Here is a 22,570-nt window from a genome sequence, read left to right as displayed (position 1 = left end):
CATGCTGCGTCCTGCCCCGTCTCCGGGACACGGCCTCGCGCGAGGGCGCGGGCCGCGCGCTGTCGCCGCGGCTGCGCCGCGGCGAGCGGCCTCGAAGAACGCTCGTTGATTCCAGAGGCTCGCGGCGCGCTGACGCCCGGTGAGAGGCCGATGGCCTCGCAACCTCGATGTGCGTTATGGGGGTGCGCGTCGAGCGCCTCGGCTCGTCCACGCGCGCGAAGTCCTGCGCGCATCGATGCGGGTGACCGCTAGCAGCAACACGGAGGTCCTTCCTATGAACAAACTGTCCCATGCCCCGCTCTCCTTGGAGCAGGAACGTGCCTGGTTGTTTGCCCGGCGATACGGCGCCGTGCCCGGCTTCCATGAGCGGGGAGCGGCGTGGCTGGAGGGCGAGCTCGACGTGCCCAGGCTGGCTCAGGCCATCGAGGGGCTCGCGGCGCGCCACGACATCCTGCGAACCTCCTTCTCCGAGCGCGACGGCCAGCCCGTGCAGATCATCTCGAGCGAGGTCGAGATCGCGTTCCGCACGCGGGATCTCGGCGCAGAGGGGCTCCCCGCCCTGGAGGAACAGGCGCTCGCGACCGCGCGCGACGAGGTCGCGCTGCCCCTCGATCCGGAGCGCGGCCCGCTCTGGCGAGTCAGCCTCGTCCGGCTGCACCCGGCGCGCCACCTCCTCGTCCTCGCCATGCACCCCCTCGTCTCCGACGGCGACCGGAGCGTCGACCTGCTCCTGTCCGAGCTGTTCTGCGGCTATCACGAGCTCCCGCGGCCAGCGCCGCCGGTGCGTTACCAGGATCACGCCCGGTGGCAGCGCGAGGCCATGGCCGGTGAGCTCGGCGAGCAGCAGCTCGCGCGCCTTCGCCGCGAGCTCTCCGACGCCCCGCGCGCGCTGGAGATCCGGACGGACCGGCCGCGGCCCGCGGCGCCGTCGTTCGCCGGAGGCTCGGCCGGGCGCGCGCTCGACCCGGACCTCCTGCGCGCCCTCCGCGCGCTCGCCCAGGACGAGGGCGTGACCCTGCCCGCCGTGCTGCTCACGGCGATGCTCGCCGTGCTCCACCGCCATACAGGCCAGGACGAGATCCTCGTCGGCGCCTCGCTCCCCGGGCGCGACCACCGCGCGGTCCAGGACACCCTCGGGCCCCTCGGGGACCTCGTGCCGGTACGGGGCCGGCTGGGAGCGGATCCGAGCTTTCGCGCGCTTCTCCAGGAGGTGCACCGCGCGGCGCAGGAGGGCCGCGAGACCGCCGCGCTGCCCGTCGAGGCGCTGGCCGAGCGGCTCTCGCTGCCGCGCGCCCCGGGCCGTCCGGCGCTCTTCCAGGTGCTCTTCTCCATGAAGACCCGCAACGCCGCGCCCCGGCGAGGACCCCAGCTCACCTGGAACCCGGCCGATCTCGAGCCGCCCGCGGTGGCTCAGGATCTCGTCCTCCGGATCGAGGCGCGGGATGACCGCCTGATCGCCAGGATCGATTACCAGCGCGATCTCTTCGAGCACGCGACGATCGCCCGGCTGCTCGGGCACCACGAGGTCCTGCTCCGCGGCGCCGCGAGCGACCCGTCACAACCCATCTCGGGGCTGCCGCTCCTGACCGAGGAGGAGCGCCGCGCGCTCCTCTCCGCGTGGAACCGCGGCGAGGCGCTCGACCCGCCGCGCGACCGGATCCACGAGCGGGTCGAGGCGCACGCCCGCCGCGCCCCCTCCGCCGTGGCCGTCGTGCTCGAGGGGCAGCGGCTCACCTACGCCGAGCTCGATCGGCGGAGCAACCAGGTGGCCCACCTCCTCCGGGAGCTGGGCGCGGGGCCCGAGGTCCCCATCGGCGTCTGCCTCGATCGGTCGATCGAGATGATCGTCGCCCTGCTCGGCGTCCTCAAGTCCGGCAGCGCTTATGTCCCGCTCGACCCGGCGTATCCCCCGGACCGGCTCGCGTTCCTGCTGGAGGACACCCGCGTCCCGGTGCTCCTCACCGAGGCGCGCTTCGCCGCCCGCCTGCGGACCCGGAGCGAACGGGTGGTGTGCCTCGACGCGGATCAGGGCCTCCTCGATCGACAGCCCGAGGGCAGGGTGGCGCCCGCGCCGGGGGAAGGCCCGGACAACCTCGCGTACATCATCCACACCTCGGGATCGACCGGGAAGCCCAAGGGGGTGATGGTCACCCACGCCAACGTGGTCCGCCTCTTCGACCACACCGCCCGGGATCATCGCTACGGCGACCGCGACGTCTGGACGCTGTTCCACTCGTATTCGTTCGACTTCTCCGTCCTGGAGATCTGGGGCGCGCTCTGCCACGGCGGGCGGCTCGTGGTGGTGCCCTTCCGCACGAGCCGCACGCCGGACGCGCTCTACCGGCTCCTCGGCGACGAGGAGGTGACCGTCCTCTGCCAGACCCCCTCGGCGTTCCGCCAGCTCATCCACGCCGAGGCCGAGGCCGCGCCGGCGCTGCGTGACCGCCTGAGGCTCCGCCTCGTGATCTGCGGCGGCGAGGCGCTCGACGTGGCCCTGCTCCGGCCGTGGTGGGAGCGCCACGGGGACACGAATCCCACGGTCGTCAACATCTACGGTCCCACCGAGACCACCGTGTTCGCCACCCACCGCGCGATGGGGATCCCCGATCTCGAGCGGCCCTGGTCGAGCCCGATCGGCGCCGCGTGCCCCGATGTCCAGGTGCTGCTGCTCGATCGCCGCCGCGCGCTCGTCCCCGTGGGCGTCGTCGGCGAGATCTACATCGGGGGCGCCGGCGTGGCGCGCGGCTACCTGAACCGCCCCGAGCTCACCGAGGAGCGGTTCGTGGAGAGCCCGTTCGGCGCGGGGCCGGGCTCGCGCCTGTACAGGACAGGCGATCTCGCGCGGTATCTCGCCTCGGGAGACATCGAGTTCCTCGGCCGGATCGATGATCAGGTGAAGATCCACGGCCACCGCGTCGAGCCCGGCGAGATCGCGGCGGCGCTGGGCCAGCACCCGGACGTGCGCGAGGTCGTCGTGGTGGTGCGCGAGGACGCGCCGGGCGACAGGCGGCTCGTGGCGTACGTCGTCCCCCGGCCGGTCCAGGGCGCTCAGGCCAGGGACGAGCGGGCGCTCGTCCCCGCGCTGCGCGCCCTCGCGCAGGGCCGCCTGCCGGCGCACATGGTCCCCTCCGCCTTCGTGCTGCTCGACGCGCTCCCCACCTCGCCGAACGGCAAGGTCGACCGCGGCGCGCTCCCCCTGCCCGGCGGCGCCCGGGACCAGCTCGGGCGCGCGTTCGTGGCGCCGCGCTCCGAGCTGGAAGAGGCGCTCGCCGGCCTCTGGCGCGAGATCCTGCGCGTCGAGCGCGTGGGCGTCCACGACAGCTTCTTCGAGCTGGGCGGCAGCTCGCTGCACGCCGTCCAGCTATGCTCCCGCCTCCGCGGCGCCCTCGGGATCGACATCGGGTTCCAGGAGCTCTTCGATCACCCGACCGTCGCCGCGCTCGCCGCGCTCGGGAGAGAGGGCGGCGGCGCGGCGCCCCGGAAGGAGCGCGCCATTCCGCGGGGCGCCCGGACGGGGCCGGCCCCCCTGTCGTTCGCGCAGGAGCGCCTGTGGTTCCTCCATCGGCTCGCGCCCGAGAGCAGGGCCTACAACTGCCTCTGTCCCTTCCGCCTGACCGGAGAGATCCACGTTCAGGCCCTCGACAGGAGCCTCCGGGAGCTCGTCCGCCGCCACGAGATCCTGCGCACGGTCTACATGGAGATCGAGGGCAGGCCCGCCCAGATCGTCGCCGAGGACGCCGCCTTCCGGCTCGAGGTCGCGGACCTTCAGCACCTCGCCGAGGACGAGCGCGAGGTCGCGGCGCGCCAGCTCCTCGACGCGGAAGCCCGGCGGCTCTTCGACCTGACGCGCGGACCCGTGTTCCGGGCCGGGCTGCTCCGGCTCGGGCCGCGGGATCACCTCTTCTTTCTGCACATCCATCACATCGCCGTCGACGGCTGGTCCCTCGAGGTGGCCTATCGTGAGCTCGCGGCGCTCTACGAGGCGTTCTGCCAGGGCGCTCCCTCGCCGCTCCCGGACGCGCCGCTCCAGTACGCCGATTTCGCGGCGTGGCAGCGCGAGCAGCTCACGGAAGAGGCCCTGTCGGAGCTGCTCGCCGGCTGGAAGCAGCGGCTCCTCGACGCGCCGCCGCTGCTCGAGCTGCCGGGCGATCACGCCCGGCCGAAGATCCAGAGCTTCCGCGGCGCGACGATCCCGTTCCAGCTCGACCCGGAGCTCGCAAGGGCCCTCCGGGACCTCGGCGCGCGAAACGACATGACCGTGAACATGGTCCTCCTGGCCGCGTTCGCCGCGCTGCTCCACCGCGTCACCGGGCGCGAGGACCTCATGATCGGCCTGCCGAGCGCGGGCCGGGATCACCCCGAGATCGAGCAGGCGATCGGCTTCTTCGTCAACGTGATCCCCATCCGGATCGACGCCTCCGGCGCGCCGTCGTTCGAGGAGCTGCTCCGCCGCGTGCGCGCGGTGTGCGTCGACGCCTACGCGCACGACCGGCTCCCGTTCGAGCGGCTCGTGAAGGAGCTCCAGCCGGAGCGCGACCCCAGCTACAGCCCCGTCGTGCAGGTCGTGTTCGCGCCGCAGCCGCCCGCGGAGCGCGAGCTCCACCTCCCCGGGGTCGAGGCGCGCGCCGTCGACATGGACACGAGGAAGACGATCTTCGACGTGTCGCTCTACGCCTGGGAGAGCGCCGGCGGCGTGGCCGGGATGCTCGAGTACAGCACCGACCTGTTCGAGCGGCCGACGATGGAGCGGACGCTGGGACACCTCGTCACGCTCCTCTCCGCCGCGACCTCGGATCCCGCGCGCGCCGTCGCGTCGCTGCCGGTGCTCGCGGAGGCCGAGCGGCGGCAGCTCCTCGTCACGTGGAACGCCACGGGCGCCGAGGTCCCCGGGGACCGCTCCGTCGTCGACCTGTTCGAGGAGCACGCCGCGCGCGCGCCGCACGCCCCCGCGGTCGTGTCGGGCCGCGGCGCCCTGACGTACGGGGAGCTCGATCGCCGGGCCAACCAGCTCGCCCACCGCCTCATCGAGCTCGGCGTCGGCGCGGGCGCCCTGGTCGCGATCCGCGCGGAGCGCTCGCCGGAGCTCGTGATCGGGGCCCTCGGGGTCCTCAAGGCCGGGGCGGCGTACCTCCCCGTGGGCGCCGGGTGCTCCAGCGACCGGCTCGCGTTCCTCCTCGAGGACTCCGGCGCGCCCGTGCTCCTCACGCAGGCGCACCTCCAGGCGCATCGGCAAGCGCGTCTTCAAGCGCAGGATTCCGATCGCGCGCCGGGGTTCGCCGGCGCCGTGATCCGCCTCGACGCCGACGGGCCGGCGCTGGCCGGACGGGACGGGTCGCGCCCCCGGCGGCGCGCGCGCCCGGAGGACCTGGCCTACGCCATCTACACCTCCGGCTCGACCGGCCGCCCCAAGGGCGTGCTGGTCGAGCACCGGAGCCTCATGAACCTCGTCGCGTGGCACCTCGGGCGCTTCTCCCTCGGCCCCGCGGATCGCACGACCCTGCTCGCGAGCCCCGGCTTCGACGCGTCGGTGTGGGAGACGTGGCCGACCCTGTGCGCCGGCGCCTGCCTCCACATCCCCGACGAGGCGCTGCGCCGCTCGCCCGAGGAGCTCCAGGCGTGGCTGCTCGCGCAGGGCATCACGGTGTCGTTCGCGCCCACGCCGCTGGCCGAGGAGCTCCTGCGCCTCGACTGGCCCGCGTCCTCCGCGCTCCGCTGCCTGCTCACGGGCGGCGACCGGCTGCGCGTCTTTCCGGGCGCCGCGGTCCCGTTCGACGTCGTGAACAACTACGGTCCGACCGAGGCCACCGTCGTCGCGACGTCGGGCCCGGTGCCGCGGTCGCGGCCGGACGGCGCCCCGCCGGCCGCCGAGCCGTCGATCGGCCGGCCCATCGACAACCTGCGGGTCCACGTCCTCGATCCGGGCGGCGAGCTCGCCCCCGTGGGCGTCCCCGGCGAGCTGTACATCGCCGGCGCCGGCGTCGCCCGGGGCTACCTGAACCGCCCCGAGCTGACCCGCGAGCGGTTCCTCCCCGACCCGTTCTCGGACGCGCCGGGCGCGCGTATGTACCGCACCGGCGACCGGGCCCGGTGGCGCCCGGACGGGACCCTCGAGTTCCTCGGGCGCGTCGATGATCAGGTGAAGATCCGCGGCCACCGCATTGAGCCCGGCGAGGTGGAGGCCGCGCTGCGCGCGCACCCCGCCGTGGAGGAGGCCGTCGTGGTGGCGCGGGAGGACACCCCGGGCAACCGGCGGCTGATCGCCTATGTCGTGCCTCGCCCCGACGGCGGCGGGCCCGCGGACGAGGCGCCCGTCGCGCAGGCCGAGCACGTCGCGGCGTGGCAGGCGCTGTACGACGACACCTACGGGAAGGACGACGCCGGCGCGGATCCGGGCTTCAACACCGCGGGCTGGAACAGCAGCTACACCGGAGAGCCCATCGAGGCCGCCGCGATGCGCGCGTGGCGGGACCACACGGTCGAGCGGATCCTCGCGTTCCAGCCGAGCCGCGTCTGGGAGATCGGCTGCGGGACGGGCCTCCTGCTCCTGGAGCTCGCCCCGCAGTGCGCGGGCTACCTGGGCACCGACTTCTCCGAGCGGGCCATCGCGCGGCTCAGGCCGCAGCTCGCCCGCGGGACGCTCGCGCACGTGGCCCTGGGCCGCCGCGAGGCGAACGACTTCCGCGGCGTCGCGCCGGGCAGCTTCGACATGGTCGTCCTCAACTCGATCCTCCAGTACTTCCCCACGGCCGACTACCTGCGCGCGGTGATCGCGGGGGCGGTGCGCTCGGTGGCGCCGGGGGGCGTCGTGTTCCTGGGCGACGTCCGGAGCCTGCCCCTGCTCGAGGCGTTCCACGCCTCGGTGCAGCTCCACAGGGCGCCGGCCGACGCCACCGTGGCGGCGCTCTGCGACCGGGTGCGCAAGGCGGTGGTCAACGATCCGGAGCTCGTCCTCGCGCCCGGGTTCTTCCACGCGCTCGGCGGCCAGATCCCCGGGGTGGCCCACGTGGAGGTCTGGCTCAAGCGCGGGTCGGGCGCCGACGAGATGACCCGGTTCCGCTACGACGTGGTCCTGTACGTGGGCGCGGCGCCGGAGCCGGTCGCCGGCGTCCAGTCGATCGCCTGGACGGGCCCGGACACCCTCGAGGCCGTCGAGCGCGCGCTCCGCGAGGAGGGCGCGCCCGCGCTGGAGGTGCTGGGGATCCCGGACGCGCGCGTGCACGCCTTCGTGATCGCGGCGCGCCGGCTGCGCGAGGCGGCCGGCGCCGAGCCGGCCCGCGCCGCGGCGGCGGCGCCGGACGCGGCGGCCGCGATCGCGCCGGAGGCGCTGTGGAGCCTGGGCGCGCGCCTCGGCGCCTCGGTCCGGATCACGGCGTCCGGGACCGCGGGCCCGGGCTGCATGGATGCGCTGTTCGAGCGCGCCGGCGAGGCGCGGCGACCGCGCGCGTGGCGCGCCGCGCGGCCCGGGGAGGACCGGTCGGCCGGGGCGCTCGCGCACGAGCCGATCCGGCGAGACCGGCCGCGCGTCCTGCCGGCGGGGCTGCGCGACGCCGTGGCGGCGAAGCTCCCCGACTACATGGTTCCGGCCGCCTTCGTGAGGCTCGACGCGCTGCCGCTCACCGCGAACGGGAAGATCGACGTCCGGGCGCTGCCAGCCCCCGAGGCGGCGCGGCGGGAGCGCGAAGAGGCCGCAAAGGCCCCGGCGAAGGCGGCCCCGTCGCCGGCGGCCCCGGACGCGCGCGTCGAGGCGATCCTCGGCGAGATCTGGTGCAAGGTGCTCGGCCTCGATCAGGTCGGCCTCGACGAGCCGTTCTTCGAGCTCGGCGGCCACTCCCTGTTGCTCGCCCGGGTCCGGGCCGGCATCCGGGCGCGGCTCGGCCAGGACGTGCCCATCACGGCGCTCTTCCAGCACCCGACGATCCGCAGCCTCGCCGGCCACCTGAGGGCAGCCCTCGATCCGAGGCCAGGTCCCGAGCCGGGGGCAGACCTCGGTTCGATGCCAGGTCCCGGGCCGACCCCGGTCCCCCCCGCGGCCGCCGCGGGCGACCGCCCGGCCAGCCCGCCGGAGCGCGGCGCGCCGGGCCCCGCGACCGAGGCCCCGGCGCGGCGGGCGATCCCGGACGGCGCCATCGCCGTCATCGGGATGGCCGGCCGCTTCCCGAAGGCGCGCGATATCGACGCGCTCTGGTCGGCGCTCCGGGAGGGCGTCGAGGGCATCTCGCTCTACACGCCCGAGGAGCTGAGGGCGCTGGGCGCGGATCCGGCGCTCTACCGGTCGCCGGGGTTCATCCCGGCGGTCGGCGCGCTCGAGGACGCGCTGGGCTTCGACGCGTCGTTCTTCGGCTACGGCCCGGAGGACGCCGCGCTCATGGACCCGCAGCACCGCGTGTTCCTCGAGTGCGCCTGGGAGGCCATGGAGAGCGCCGGCTACAACCCGTTCGCCGTCCCGGGCCCCGTCGGCGTGTTCGCCGGCGGCGACGCCCCGCTCTACTGGGTCGAGCGCGTCGGGCCGCCGCCCGTGGCCCCGAACCTCCTGCACCACCGGATCTACACGGGGAACACGCCGGACTGCCTGACGTCGCGCGTGGCCTACAAGCTGGGGCTCCGGGGGCCCGCCGTCAGCGTCATGACCGCGTGCTCCACGTCGCTCGTCGCGGTGCACCTCGGGCGCCAGAGCCTCCTCGCGCGGGAGTGCGACATGGTCCTGGCCGGGGGCGTCGGCGTCCTCTCGCCGGACCGGGCCGGCTACCTCCACGAGGACGGCGCCGTGACCTCGCCGGACGGCCACTGCCGGCCGTTCGACGCCGAGGCGAGCGGCATCGTGGCGAGCGACGGCGTCGGGGTCGTGGTCCTCAAGCGGCTGGAGGACGCGCTCGCCGACGGCGACACGATCCACGCCGTGATCCGCGGCTCCGCGGTCACCAACGCGGGCGCGGCCAAGGTCGGCTACACGGCCCCGAGCCTCGAGGGGCAGATCCAGACCATCGTCCGCGCCCACGCCGCCGCCGGCGTGCGCCCGGAGAGCATCGGCTACGTCGAGGCGCACGGCGCGGGCACGCGGCTCGGCGACTCGATCGAGGTGGCCGCGCTGTCCCAGGCGTTCCGGAGGGGCACCGAGGAGGTCGGCTTCTGCGCGCTGGGCTCGGTGAAGGGCAACCTCGGCCACCTCCGCGCCGCGGCCGGGGTGGCCGGCCTCATCAAGGCCGCGCTCGCGCTGGAGCACGAGCTCATCCCCGCCACGCTGCACTTCCGCCGCCCCGGCCCCGAGATCGACCTGGCGAGCAGCCCGTTCTTCGTCAACGCCGCGCCGCGCGCGTGGAAGCGGGGCCCGAGCCCGCGCCGCGCCGCCGTGAGCGCCCTCGGCCTCGGCGGGACGTACGCGCACGCCGTCCTCGAGGAGGCGCCGGAGGCGGCGCCGTCCGGGCCGTCGCGGAGCTGCCAGCTCCTCGTGCTCTCGGCGCGGACCGGCGCCGCGCTCGAGAAGAGCACCGACCGCCTGGCCGAGCACCTCCGGCGGTCGCCGGAGCGCGCGCTCGCCGATGTCGCGTTCACCCTGCAGCAGGGCAGGGTGCCCTTCGCCCACCGGCGCGCGGTGGTGTGCTCGAGCCCCGCGCTGGCGGCGGACCGCCTGGCGCGGCGCGATCCGGCCCACGTCGTCAGCCGGGTCGCCGGCAGGCGGCCGCCGGAGGTCGTCTTCGTGTTCCCCGGCGCGGGCGCGGCGCGCGCGGGCATGGGGCGCGCGCTGTACCAGGAGGAGCGCGTCTACCGCGAGCGCCTCGACCGGTGCGCGGAGCGCTTCCGCCGCGCGCTGGCCGTGGATCTCCGGGCGACGCTCTTCCCCGAGGACCCGGCGCGCCGCCGCGCCGAGGTCGAGGAGGAAATGCGCCGTCCCGCGCTCCGCGCGGCCGCGCTCTTCGCGACCGAGGTCGCGCTGGCGCAGCTCCTGATATCGTGGGGGATCCGCCCCGCGGCCGTGATCGGCCAGGGCGTGGGCGAGCTCGCGGCCGCCTGCGTCACCGGCGCGCTGTCGCTCGACGACGCGATCGCGCTCGTCGCGGCGCGCGGGCAGGTGGACGAGGCGCCGTCCGACGCGGGCGCCCTGCAAGGGCGTCCCGATCGGCTGCTGCTCGAGGTCGGGCCCGGGTCCACCCTGGCCGCGCCGGCGTCGCCGGCGTCGCCGGCCGCGGCCGGCGGCGCGGGGCGGCGGATCGTGAGCGCCCTCCCGGCGCCGTCGGCGCCGGGCGAGGAGCGCACCGACATGGCGTCGCTGCTCGTCGCCGTGGCGGAGCTCTGGTGCGCCGGCGTCGACGTGGACTGGGCGGCGTTCTCGCGCGACGAGCGGAGGCGGCGCGTTCCGCTGCCCACCTATCCGTTCGAGCGTGTCCACCACGCCGTGGAGACGACCTGCGCGGTCGGGCCCGCCACGGTGCGGTCCTTCGCGCCGAAGGTCCGGAATCCGCCGGAGCCCGCGCCCCGGGCGCGCGAGCTGGAGAGCGAGGCCGAGCATGGCCCCGCCTCGCGCGGGCCGGCGTCGCGCGGCCCCGCGTCACGCGGCCCCACGTCGCGCGGCCCCGCCTCGCACGGCCCCGCCTCGCACTGATCGACGGCGCCCCGGCCGCGCCCCGCGCGCCCCTCAGCCCGGCCGCGCCCCGAGGAGCGCGCCGGGGCTCCCCGTCCGCTGGAGCGCGTAGGCGATGCCGCTCTGCAGGTTCCCCCGCGTGACGACCGCGCCGAAGTCGATCTGGAGGCCGGTGAGCGTCTGGGCGACGTCGGGGCGGATGCCCGTGATCACCGCCTGCGCCCCGAGCAGCCGGAGGGCCACGGCCGTGTTGATCAGCGTGCTCGCGACGTCGCTGTCGACCGTCCGCACGCCGGTGATGTCGATGATCACCACGTCGGCGCGGCTCGACTCGACCCCGTGGAGCGCCGTGCTCAGGACCTGCTGCGCCCGCTGCGCGTCCATCATCCCGATGAGCGGCATGACCATGATCCGGTCCGTGATCGGGATGATCGGCGTGGACAGCTCCGCCAGGCGAGCGCTCTGCACGCGGATGATCTCTTCCTGGAGCGCGACGCGGGCCTCTTCGCTCCGCTCCCGCTCGGCGAACTCGACCCGGAGCCGCTCCTCCGCGCCGCGCAGCGCCTCCGTGCGCCGGTGCAGGTGCGCGTAGAGCACCGCGTTCTGCACCGCGGTCGCCGCCTGCGCGAGGAGGAGCTTCGAGAGCTCCAGCCGGGCCGGCGTGAACACGTCGCGCGACGCGCTGTTCTCGAGGTAGAGGATGCCGGTCACGTTCCCCTGGTGCACCATCGGGAGGCACAGGATCGAGCGCGGATCGCGCGCGGCGACGTACGGGTCGGCGGCGAAGCGCGCCTCCCGCTTCCCGTCCGCGAGGACCACCGGCTCCCGCGTCCTCGCGACGTACTGCACGATCGACAGCGGCACCTCGTCGCTGCGCTCGACCGGGATGGACTGGCCCACCCGCGCGACGCGCGGATCCTCCGTGATGGAGGCCTCGATCACGAGCCGCTGCTCGCGCTCCAGGATGAGCACCCCCTTCTTGGCGCCGGCGTTCTGGATCGCGATGTCCACGAGCTTCTGCACCACGCTGTCCAGGATGACCTCGCCCGCGATGGCCTCCGCGGCCCGGAGGACCGCCTCGACGTCGAGCACGCCGGTGCTGAGCCGCGTGGTCGAGGTGGTCTGGATCGAGTCGCGGGGGAGCTCCAGCGCGCGGCCCGGGGGGATCCGCAGGAGCTCGGCCCGCGCCACGAGGTGCGGCGCCTCGGACGTCAGCCGGTCGGCCTTGGCCGTCGCGCCCCAGCGCAGGTAGGCGTGGACCGCGTCCGTCATGTAGGCGCGCGCGCACCGGACGCGACCGCTCGCGAGGTAGAGCCGCGCGGCGAGCTCGCTCGCCATCGCCTCGTCGCGCGTGAAGCCGGACGCCTGGGCGCCGTCGATCGCCCGGTCGTAGAGCGCCATCGCCCCCCGCTCGTCGCCCGTGATGCGGGCGACCTCCGCCGCGACGAGCAGGTGCTTGTGCGCGTAGTTGGCCGGGCACAGCTCGGCCCAGTGGGCGAGCTGCGCCTGGTGCGCGGCGATCGCCGACAGGATCCGCTCCCGGCCTCCGCCCTCGGCCTCCTCGTACGACGCGGCGAGGACCAGGCTGGCGTACAGCGCGCGCTCGGTCGCCCAGAAGTTGTTCGCGGCGCCGGCGGGCAGCTTCTCCACGGCGTCGAGGTGCGAGCGCGCGGCGCCGTGGTCGCCGTACAGGAAGGCCAGCTCGACCTTCTGCAGGTGGTACCAGGCGCTCACGAAGACGAGCTCCGGGGCCGAGACGGCGCCGACGAAGGCGGCCTCGTCGAAGGCGTCGTCGCTCAGGGTGTGCGCCCCCGCGGTGCGCCCCGCGAGGTTCGCGACGACCTGCCTCGCGCACGTGAGCACGTGCGTCGTCAGCCGGTCGTTGGTCCTCCGCATGAGCGCGAGGCCCTGCTCGATCTCCTCGGCCACCGCGCCGAGATCGTCGCCGAGGCCCAGGCTCGCCGAGATCATGTGGATGCAGCAGTACGACGCGTACGCCAGATCCCCGGCCTCCAGGCCGGCCTGCCGGGCGCGGGTCAGGAGCTTGATCGTGTCCCGGAGCGGCTCGAAGAAGTGGAGGATGGCCGCGAAGCTCGTGAGGAGCTGGCACGTGATGCGCGCGTCGGGGATCCGCTCGTTCAGCGCGATGCCGACCCTGGCGAACGCGTAGGCCTCCCGGTACCGCTCCTGCGTGGTCCCGTGCGTGAAGACGCCGTCGATCCGGAACATCGCGTACATCACGCAGGCGTACGCGGACGCGCTCGAGGTGCCGCGCGCCCTGGCGAGGTTGAGCTGCTTGATCAGCGCGAGCGCGCCCAGGGCGGGGATGCGCAGCGACGTGGCGGGCAGCGTCAGGTCCGCGAGGAGCTGGAGGACGAGCTGCCCCTCGGGATCGGTGACGACGGGCAGCGCGAGGAGCTCCGTGACCTCGTGGTCCGACAGGTACGCGCGGAGCTCGCCGAGCTCGCGCTCGAGCTGTGCGCCCCGCGCCTCCGCCGCCTCCGGGATGTCGACCCCGAGCAGCGCCAGGGCCCGCAGGCCGCACTGCACGACCTCGGCGAGCTGGCCGAGCGTCAGGTGGAACGACATGCGCGCGCCGTGGATCTGCGCGCGCTCCAGGCGGGTCCTCGCGTGCTCCAGGGCGACGTCGAACAGCCGATCGCCCGCGCGGAACTGCCCGGTGAGGCACCGGCACTCGGCGAGCCCCGTGCAGAGCGCGAGGGAGAGCTCGTAGTCCTCGTCCCAGCTCCCCGGGCCGAGCGCGGCCATCCCGGCCTCGAAGTAGCCCGCGGCCGTCTCGTACGCCGCGCCCGCCCTGGCCCGCTTGCCCGCCTCGCGGTTCAGGCGCGCGAGCGCGCGGCGCTCTTCCTCGTCGGTGATGAGCGGCGCGCCCAGGTTCAAGTGGGTCGCGACCTCGAACACCTCGCCCTCCGGCCCTCCGGGCCCGCGCCCCGCGAGCAGGAGCCGCCCGATCCGGAGGTGCACCGCCTGCTTGCGGGCGTCGTCGAGGAGCAGGTACGCCGCCTGCCGGACCCGATCGTGCAGGAACCTGTAGGACACGTCGAACGCGGGCGCGGGGCCGCTCGGCCGGCCGTTCGCCTCGTCGTCCACGGCCACGTCGAAGAACCTGGACTCGGCGTCGACGGCGACGACGAGGCCCTCGCGGAGCGCCTCGGAGAGCTCCCGGGCCGCGTCGTGGCACGGCGCGCCGTGCAGCTCCGCGAGCGTCTTCAGGTCGAACCGGTGGCCGATGCACGCGGCGAGCGAGAGGATGCGCTGCGCGCCCTCGCCGAGCTCCCGCAGCTTGCCGGCCATGAAGTCGACGACGTTGTCGGTGACGTTCATCTCCTGGATGCGCGGCAGATCCCAGGTCCACGCGCCCGCTGCCCGATCGAGCGCGATGAGCTTCTCGCCGTGCAGCGCCTTCAGGAACTGGCCCACGAAGAACGGGTTCCCGTGGGTCTTCCTCATCACGTGGCGCGCGAGCGGCTCCGCGCGCCCGGGATCGCAGGAGAGCGTGTCGGCGACGAGCCGGGTCACGACGGGCAGATCGAGCGGCTCGAGCCGGATCTCGCGCGCGGCCACGCCCGCCTTGCGCAGCTCCGCGAGCGTGAGCGACAGGAGGTGGCCCCCGTCGACCTCGCTGTCGCGGTAGGCGCCGACGAAGAGCAGGTGCCCGACCCCCGACCCGGCGAGGAGCTGCTCCAGGAGCTTGAGCGAGGCCGGATCCGCCCACTGGAGGTCGTCGAGGAAGAGGACCAGGGGGCGCTCCCGGGTGGGGATGGCGGCGAGGAACCGCTGGAACGTGAGGTAGAACCGGCGCTGCGCCTCGGTCGGCCCGAGCGGCGCCACGCCGGGCTGGGGGCCGAGGATGAGCTCGAGCTCGGGGATGAGGTCGGCGACGAGCCGGCCGTTCAGCCCGAGCGCGGCCCCGAGCCGCTCCTTCCATGCGGCGAGCGCCTCCGTGGGCTCGGCCAGGAACGCCCGGATGAGCTCTCGAAACACGTGCGCCACCGCCCTGTAGGGGGTGGTCCGGTCGATCCGGTCGAACCGGCCCGCGACGAGGTACCCCTTGCCCTGCGCGATCGCCCGGTGGAGCTCGCCGACGAGGAGCGTCTTGCCGATGCCGGCGTGGCCCGACACCAGCACGACCTCGCTCGCGCCCTGGCACGCGCGCCTCCACGCGCCGTCGAGGATCGCGAGCTCCGCCTCGCGGCCGTGGAGCTTCTGCGGGACCCGGAGCACGTCCACGTGATCGCGGCGCCCGAGCGGAAACGGCTCGATCGTCGACGTCGCCTGGAGGCGGTCGAGGCACTCGGCCAGATCGGCCTCGAGGCCGTAAGCGCCCTGGTACCGATCGTCAGGGCTCTTGGCCAGGAGCTTCATCACGATCTCCGAGACGACGCCCGGGATCTCCGGGGAGAGCTGCCGCGGCGGCACGGGGACCCTGGCGACGTGGCAGTGCACGAGCTCCATGAGATCCTGCGTCTGGAACGGGAGCCTGCCGGTCAACATCTCATACAGGGTGACCCCCAGCGAGTAGAGGTCGGTGCGCGCGTCGATGACGCGGTTCACCCGCCCGGTCTGCTCGGGCGACATGTACGCCAGCGTGCCCTCGAACCCGGCCGGGCTCCTCGACCGCTGCTCCTCCTGGGCGAGGCGCGTGGCGCTGCCAAAATCCATGATCTTGGCGTCCCAGGTGGACGTGTCGACGATGACGTTTTGCGGCTTGATATCCATGTGGATCACGCCGCGCTGGTGAATGGAATCGAGCGTGCTCGCGAGGGAATGCGCGACCCGGAGCGCCGCCTGGAGGTCCAGGGCGCTCGAGCCGATGAGCTCATGCAGCGGGCAGCCGCCGGCGTCCTCCATGACGAGCGCGAGGTTCGCCCCGATCTTCTCGAGGGCGAGCACCCGCACGACGCCGGGCAGCGAGAGCTCCCTGGCGATCGCGTGCTCGTACCTGAGCTTCGCGATCTCGGCGGGATCCGGGCGATCGCCCTTGAGCCGCTTCACCGCGACGGGCGCCCCGTCCTCGTTCCGGTACCCCCGGTACACGGTCGACGTGGCGGACTCGTGGATGAGGCGCGTGAGGGTGTAACCGGGCGTGCTCGACATGAGACGCTATTAGAACGGTTCTCTCCATCACATCAAGCGGCACCACGCGCGCCGCATTACATCCGGTGACCCGGCGCGTCGCGTCGCAGGTGATACGTTGTGGATGAACGTGAACCCGATGGGCCGATGTCGTGAGGACGGTCTGATGTCCGACGCTCACTCCACGCGGACTTGCCGCCGCGTCACGCTCGCGCCCCCTCGCGTGTCGTGCACGACGGCCCACAGCGACACGACCCCCGGCTCCGAGGGTGGAGTCCACGTGACCTCGCGCTCTTCCTGGAAGCCCGTGACCGTGTCGCTCACCAGGCGCCGCGATCGGGAGAGCTCACCCCCGTCCGTGTAATAGTCGACCCATATCGCCTCGCGCACCGCCGGCCCGCCGAGCCCCGCCGACTCGTCATCGCGCTCGGCGGAGTCGTCCATCAGCGCCTCGATCTCGAACGTGGTGCACTCGTCGCCCGGCTCCGGCCGGCTGCAGCCCTGGGGCGCGTCTTCCTTCAGGGCACCGCACCGGGGGACGGTCGGGAGCGCGTCCTCGCCCTCCGCGATCGCGACGTCGTCGAGCGCGAGGCCGCGCACCACGGGATTGCCGTTTCTCCGGCCGTTCTTGAACGCATAGACCTGCGTGTAGCCCACGACGAAGTCGTCCGCGCCGAGCACCTCGCCGTCCTCCCCGACGCACTCCAGCGGAAACCCGGCCTCCTCCGGCGCCGAGGCCGGGCGCGTCGCGCCGGCGCAGGCGGCGAAGAGCACATAGGCCGTCGAGAACACCGTCCCGGTCTCGGCGGTCTCCGCCGAAGCGAGGATGTCCGTGGGCACCTTCAGCGTGAACGAGAGCGCGTCGGGCACGCCGTTCTTCTCGGCGCTCTGCTCCGCCGTCACGACCTCCCGGTGAAAGAGCCCCTCGCCGTCGTTCGTCCCCGCGACGACCTTCAGGTAGGTGTCCAGCCACTGCGGGAGGCACCCGAGGTGCTCGTCCACGCCGACCGGCGGGTTCACGCAGCCGCCCAGCCACGTGATCTCGACCGGCCGCGGCCCGCGCCCGGCCTCGTCGCCGGGCGCGTCGGCGTAGGTCATCCGGAGCGTCACGTCCTCGCCCGGGAGCGCGTACGGGAGGTCCGCCGTCACGGAGAGGACGCGGAGCCCGGCCACCTCGGAGGCCGGCGACAGGCCGCCGCCGGCGCAGCACGGCGCGCCCAGGGCCATCATCGAAAGCGCAAAGAGCAGCGCGCGCCGCAGGGGCGATGCCGTCCGTGTCATCAGAAGTCTCCTCGCAGCCCGATCGTGGGCAAGAACGGCAGCCCCGTCACGTACTCCCGCTTCGCGTAGTTGAAGCTGTAGCTGATGCCCTCCGCGGCCATGTGGTTGTAGACGTTCTGCACGTCGACGTAGAACGCGAGCTGCCATGTCTTGAAGCGCCACGTCTTGTCGGCCCGGAGGTCGAGCTGGTGGAAGAGCGGCATCCGCTCGCTGTAGTCGCCCCCGGCGGGGATCGGCACGTACCTCGCCGACGACGCGTGATAGAGCGCGTTCAGCCGGTTCGGATTGCACCCCTCGTTGTCCGGGTTGCAGACATAGGGCGTCACCAGGTTGCCCGAGACCAGGCGGAAGCGCGCGCCCAGCTCCCAGCCCCGGCCGAGCCGCAGGCTCCCGAGCACGGTCAGGACGTGGGTCTGATCGTACGGCGTGAGGTGCTCCTCCTCGCCGGGCCTGTCCGTGCGCACGGAGCGCGAGAGGGTGTAGGCCGCCCAGCCGAAGAAGCGCTCGTCGGGCTTGTACTTGAGGAGCACCTCGCCGCCCACGGCGTACCCCGTGCCCTGGTTCGCATACCCGTCCTCCTCCGGCGCGTAGGTGACCAGCCGATCGAGCTGCTTGTAGAACCCGTCCACCGTCACGTCGATCTGCGGCGTGATCTCCTGCTCGACGCCGAGCCCGTAATGGACGGCGCGGTTCGACTTGAGCCCCGCGGTGCCGAACGGCTCGATGCTCTCCTGGAACTGGGGCGCCTGGTGGTAGAGGCCCACGCCCCCCTTGGCCGTCGTCCGCGGGAAGCCGCTCCGGATGTCGTAGCGCCCGTTGATGCGCGGGCTCACGTCGAGCGTGCGCGTGTCGATCGCGTAGTCGAGCCGCACCCCGGGGACGATCCGCGCGCGCGGTGTGGGGACGACCTCGAATTCGGCGTAGGCGGCGGGCCGTGAGTAGGCGCCGTCGAACGACCGGTCCTGGAACGGGGACAGCGAGAACGGCTGGTTCGACGGGTGGCCGGCGGGCTGCCGCGCGGGCGCGCGGACGTTGACCGTGGCGATGCCGCCCGAGAGATCGGCCCCGACGTTCATCGTCAGGTACCGCGCGAACCGGTGCGAGAGCTCCATCCGGAGATCGAGGGACGTCGAGTCGATGGTGAAGGCGAGGGGGCTTATCTGGAACTCGGCCACGTCCCGGCCGAGGGCCATCGACCACAGGAGCCGATCCCGGCTCCCGAGGCGGTTCTCGTAGCTGAGCTGGAAGCGCTGAAAGGCCGTGTGCAGCCCGATGTCGCCCGTGAGCGCCGGCTCCTCGCCGGGGGGCTCGTCGAGGAGGATCTCGAACGCGTCGTCCGAGCCGTAGAAGCTCGCGCGCACGCGCTCGGTCGGGGAGGGGCGGCCCTCGAGGACGAACTGGTAATCGTAGTAGACCGGCGCCTGCGTCACGCTGGAGCCCGCCTCCTTGAGCACGGGCCCGAGCCACGCGTCGACCCAGCTCCGCCGGCCCGCCGCGATGAACGTCCAGTCCTCGAGGTACGGGACCGGCCCCTCGAGGAGCAGGCGGCCGTCGATGAGATCGAGCTGGGCGACGCCGTGGTATTTCCCGTCCTGCTTCGGCGAGCGGAGCCCGACGTCGACGATGCCGCCCATGGCGCGGCCGTACTCGGCGCCGAAGTTGCCCGGGTAGAAGTCGATCTTCTCGAGCATCTCGGTCGGCACGACCGAGGAGAGGCCGCCGAAGTGGTAGATGAGCGGCACCGGCGTGCGATCGATGAACGTGAGCGTGTCCTCTGGCGCCGACCCGCGCACGATGAGCAGGCCGAAGCCGCTGCGCGCCACGCCGGGCAGGTTCTGCAGCGAGCGCAGCGCGTCGCCGCCGGTCCCGGGGATGCGGTCGATCTCGCGGCGCTCGAGCTTCCTCCGCGTCACCTCGCGCGGCGGGCGCTCCCCCTCCACGGTCACCTCGATCCCCACCGCCTCGCCGTCCGCGGGCGCGGCGAGCGCGATGCGGTAGCGCACCTCGATCGCCTCGCCCTCCGCGATCTCCTCGTCGGCCGCGAACGGCGCGAACCCCGGGGCGGCGATCTCGACCCGGTACCGGCCGGGCGGGAGGTCCTTGAAGTGAAACTTGCCGTTCAGATCGGTCTTCGCGTCGTCGTGGCCGCCGTCGGGGCGGACGAGGCGGACCGGGATGTCCGCGAGCGGCTCGCCGGTGCCCGTCGCCAGGACGGTCCCGACCAGGGTCTCGACCTCCGCCGGCGGCGCCGGCGCGGCGGCGTCCGCGGGCCTCGGCGTCAGGGTGAAGTTGTAGCGGTAAAGAATGCGCGACGGCGCCGGGGTGCCGTCGGCGCGGCGCGCCGGCTCGAAGACGAGGCCCGGCGCGGCGGCGAGCGCGGCCTCGTCGAACCCGTGCCCGCCCGGCGTCTCGACCTCGGCCTTGGTGACGCGCCCGGTCCGGTCGATGTCGAGCTTGAGGATGACGCTCCCCTCGATCCCTGCGCGCTGGGCCGCGGCCGGGTACAGCGGCGGGGCGTACGTGCGGAGCTCGGGCGGGCGCACGCGCGCCGGCGCCGGCGCGGCCTCCGGCTGCTGGGGGACCACGACCGCGCCGGCGCCGCCGCGCGGGACGGAGGCGCCGGAGTCCGGCCCCTCGGCCGGCGGCTCCGGCGGCGGAGCGCCCGTGGGCTGCGCGTGCGCCGCGGTGCCGGCCATCGCGACCGCGAGCAGCAGCGCTTCCGAGGTGATGACGCGCATCGCAGAGGACGCTGTGGAAGCCATGCGCTCGACCCTTCGCACAAGAAGGACGAAATCGAAAGATGCATCCCGGGGACGGGACCGTGCTTCAGCCCCCGACCTCGGCCACGAACCGGCTCACGTCGTCGCCGTCGCCGACGAGCAGCAGCGTGTCGCCGTCCCGGATCACGTAGTCCGGTGTGGGCGCCTCGAGCCGCGGCTTCCCGACGGGCAGCTTGCTCGTGGCCTCGTGCCGCCGGACGCCGAGCACGTTGATCCGGTAGCGCTGGCGGATCTTCGAGCCGGCGAGCGTCTGGCCGACGAGCGGCCCGTGCGCGCTCCAGGGGACCACGCGGTAGTGGCTCGCGAGGTCCAGGAGGTCCTGCGCGAGCGGCATGGTGATGTCGGCGCCGACGCGGTGGCCCATCTCGGACTCGATCTGGATCACGCGGGTCGCGCCCACGGCGCGCAGGATGTCGGCCTGCCGATCGGTGGCGGCGCGCGCGATGATCTCGCGCACCCCCATCCGCATCAGCGAGGCGACGCAGAGCACGGACGGCTCGAAGTGCTCGCCGAAGGTCACGATCGCGGTCTCCACGTCCTGCGCGCCGATCCCCTCGAGCACCTTGGGGACCGTGGCGTCGCCGACGAACGCGGCCGAGGTCTTGTCCTTCACGGCGTCGACGGCCTCGGCGTTGTGGTCGACCGCGATCACCTCCGCCCGGTTCTTCCAGAGGGTCTCGACGATGGATGTGCCGAACCGACCGAGTCCGATGACGAGTACGCTCTTCGACTTCATGGCCTCCGCTCGCGCGCCGCTCCGCGTCGGCGCGGGGCCGTGAACCTCTCACGGATGCGCGCCCAGCGCCACAGATCGGCGCGCGGAGGGCGTCGAGCGCCCGGGGGACCTCGTCCACGCCGCCGGGCACCCGGCCGGGGGGCGGCGATCGTGGGCGGCGCGGCGCGCGCGGGGGAGGGGAGAGATCGGCGCTCAGTAGAGCGCGTCCTGGTGCTCCCACCGCGCCGAGATCCACCCCTTCAGGTACGCGATCTCCTCCGCGTACGTCGTGAAGTCCGTGCGTGAGCTCCAGCCCTCGTAGCTCCGGTACGCCTCGCCCCACCGCGCCTCGTCCCGGCGCGCGCTCGCGTCGATGCGCTCGACATAGCCGTCCACGAGCGCCAGGACGGCGGCCTCGTCGAGCGCGCCGCGCAGGACCTGCCCGTAGCGGGCGCGCAGCGGATCGCCGATCGCGGGCTCCTCCAGGAATCGCTGGAAGAGGAGGTTCGTGTCCGCGTAGTCGACGCGCGTCCAGGCCGGCTCGCGCATCGTCTGCCACGACTGGCCGAAGCTCGCGTTGAAGTCCCACGGCGCAAAGCGGAAGACGTTGCCCGGCGCCGGGTCGTGGTAATGATAGCTGTTCTTCCCGGCGGAGTCGTTGGCCATGATGAACGTGACGAAGATCCACCAGTCCTCGTAGTCGCGCTGGTCGATCCTCGCCCCGATCCCGGCGCGGAACGTCTCCGCGTCGGAGGTGGCCACGAAATCCACGAGCTCCTCCAGGTCCGCGAACGCCCCCGGCTCGCCCTCGGGCGGCTCCCCCTCTTTCTTCTCGAAGCCGTCGTGCAGCGTCGCCTTGGGCTCGCCGTCGTTCTGGTGCGAGATCAGCGAGAAGTTCGCGTCGTGGCTGACCGCCTTGTAGAGGTTGCCGTCCTGCGGGTACCCGTGGTCCTCCATCAGGTAGCCGTCGACGTGGTCGCCGACGGTGTAGAGCCCCGCGTACTCCCCGTCGAGGTACACCACCGCGCTGAACGTCTTGATCTGGATGTGCTCCGGATCGAGGCGGTTCCAGAGATCGTAGGCGAGGCGCTGCCGGACATAGGAGTTGTCGTCGAACGTGCTGATCAGCACGACCTTGCGACGACCGGTGAAGCCGCCTGCCTCGTGGGGCTCGTTGAACTTGTCGCTCTTGGGGAACTTGAGGGTGAAGCTGTTCTTCGGATAACCGAGCGAGCTCTCGCCGCGGAGCTCCGCCTCGGCGGCGTACGTATGGCCGCGGTAGATCACCGTGGCCGGGGCGTACTCCTTGGCCTCGGGGGTGGGCGAGAGGAAGAGCACCGGCAGGCCGTACTCCTCGGGATACCGGGCCGGATCGACGACGGGCACGTTCAACGGAGCGGCCCAGTCATCGGCGACCCCGATCTTGACGCGCCCGACCTCGGACGTTGGCGCGACGCGGATCTCGATCTCGTAGACCGCGGCCTGATCGAGCCCGGGCGTGAACATCACCTCGCGGCCGGCCGGGTCGTAGGAGGCGCCCTCGGGCAGCGGGCCGACCTCGATGGCGTCGTCGGGGAGCGTGAGGCCGGTCGCGCACGTCACGGGGAACCTCAAGATCTCCCCCTCGAGGAGCCAGTGCGGCCCGCCGCCCGACGGCTCGCAGCGCCGCGCCTCGCTGCCCCCCGGAGAGGTCGAGTCGCCGGAGCAGCCAGCGCCGTGGAGCGCTCCCAGCAGGAGGACCGTCGTCAGCGATCGGGAAAGGTGGCAGTGCCGCATGAGGGGGATCCTAACGCGGCGCCGCGCCGATGCGAGCGTCCTGCGCGGGCGCCGCGGCCCCGCGGCATCGACAAGCGATCTCGGCAGTCCGCCCGGCGCGGCTGGCCGCGCGGGAAGGGAGCCCCCTGCGTCCGGGGCGCTCAGGGGGTGATGCTGCGCTGGCGGACCGTACCTGCCGCAGGTCAGCCGACATCGACGCCTCGAAGCCCGCTGGCGCCGCGGCGCGCCGGCCTCGCGCGCGCCCTCCGGGGTGCTGTATGCTCGGCCGGGAACAGGCTCGGATCGACACGGGAGCAGCGCGGCGCATGGCGTCCTTGGAACAACAGCTCACAAGTCCAGAAGATT

Annotated in this window: 6 protein-coding genes; 1 reads left to right on the top strand and 5 read right to left on the bottom strand. The window is 73.7% G+C overall.

Annotation, left to right across the window (positions count from 1 at the left end; translation table 11 throughout):
- Nucleotides 1-274 precede the first annotated feature (274 nt).
- On the top strand, nucleotides 275-10,597 hold the full coding sequence (locus tag WMF31_RS21825; RefSeq protein WP_436603802.1) for an amino acid adenylation domain-containing protein: 10,323 nt from the start codon (nucleotides 275-277) through the stop codon (nucleotides 10,595-10,597).
- A gap of 33 nt (nucleotides 10,598-10,630) precedes the next feature.
- Here WMF31_RS21825 and WMF31_RS21820 read toward each other — a convergent pair whose 3' ends face one another.
- The 5 genes from WMF31_RS21820 to WMF31_RS21800 all read right to left on the bottom strand — a co-directional run bounded on the left by WMF31_RS21820 (nucleotide 10,631) and on the right by WMF31_RS21800 (nucleotide 22,225).
- Complete coding sequence (locus tag WMF31_RS21820; RefSeq protein WP_436603801.1) at nucleotides 10,631-15,694, bottom strand: protein kinase domain-containing protein; 5,064 nt, start codon at nucleotides 15,692-15,694, stop codon at nucleotides 10,631-10,633.
- A 156-nt stretch (nucleotides 15,695-15,850) separates the two neighbouring features.
- Complete coding sequence (locus tag WMF31_RS21815; protein ID WP_436603800.1) at nucleotides 15,851-16,954, bottom strand: hypothetical protein; 1,104 nt, start codon at nucleotides 16,952-16,954, stop codon at nucleotides 15,851-15,853.
- The gene (locus WMF31_RS21810; RefSeq protein ID WP_436603799.1) at nucleotides 16,954-19,716 is read right to left on the bottom strand and encodes a TonB-dependent receptor domain-containing protein; all 2,763 of its coding nucleotides are present in this window, start codon (nucleotides 19,714-19,716) and stop codon (nucleotides 16,954-16,956) included. Before WMF31_RS21810 ends, WMF31_RS21815 begins: the two co-directional genes overlap by 1 nt.
- Nucleotides 19,717-19,780: 64 nt before the next feature.
- The gene (locus WMF31_RS21805) at nucleotides 19,781-20,470 is read right to left on the bottom strand and encodes a potassium channel family protein (RefSeq protein ID WP_436603798.1); all 690 of its coding nucleotides are present in this window, start codon (nucleotides 20,468-20,470) and stop codon (nucleotides 19,781-19,783) included.
- A gap of 192 nt (nucleotides 20,471-20,662) precedes the next feature.
- A complete protein-coding gene (locus WMF31_RS21800) occupies nucleotides 20,663-22,225 on the bottom strand; it encodes a CotH kinase family protein (protein WP_436603797.1) in 1,563 nt (520 codons plus the stop codon).
- Nucleotides 22,226-22,570: the final 345 nt, after the last annotated feature.

It is taken from the genome of Sorangium sp. So ce1036 (assembly GCF_051369805.1).
GTDB classification, from domain to species: Bacteria; Myxococcota_A; Polyangia; order Polyangiales; family Polyangiaceae; genus Sorangium; species Sorangium cellulosum_F.
Note: the sequence above shows the minus strand (reverse complement) of the source record. Positions and strands in the feature narration are given on the sequence as shown.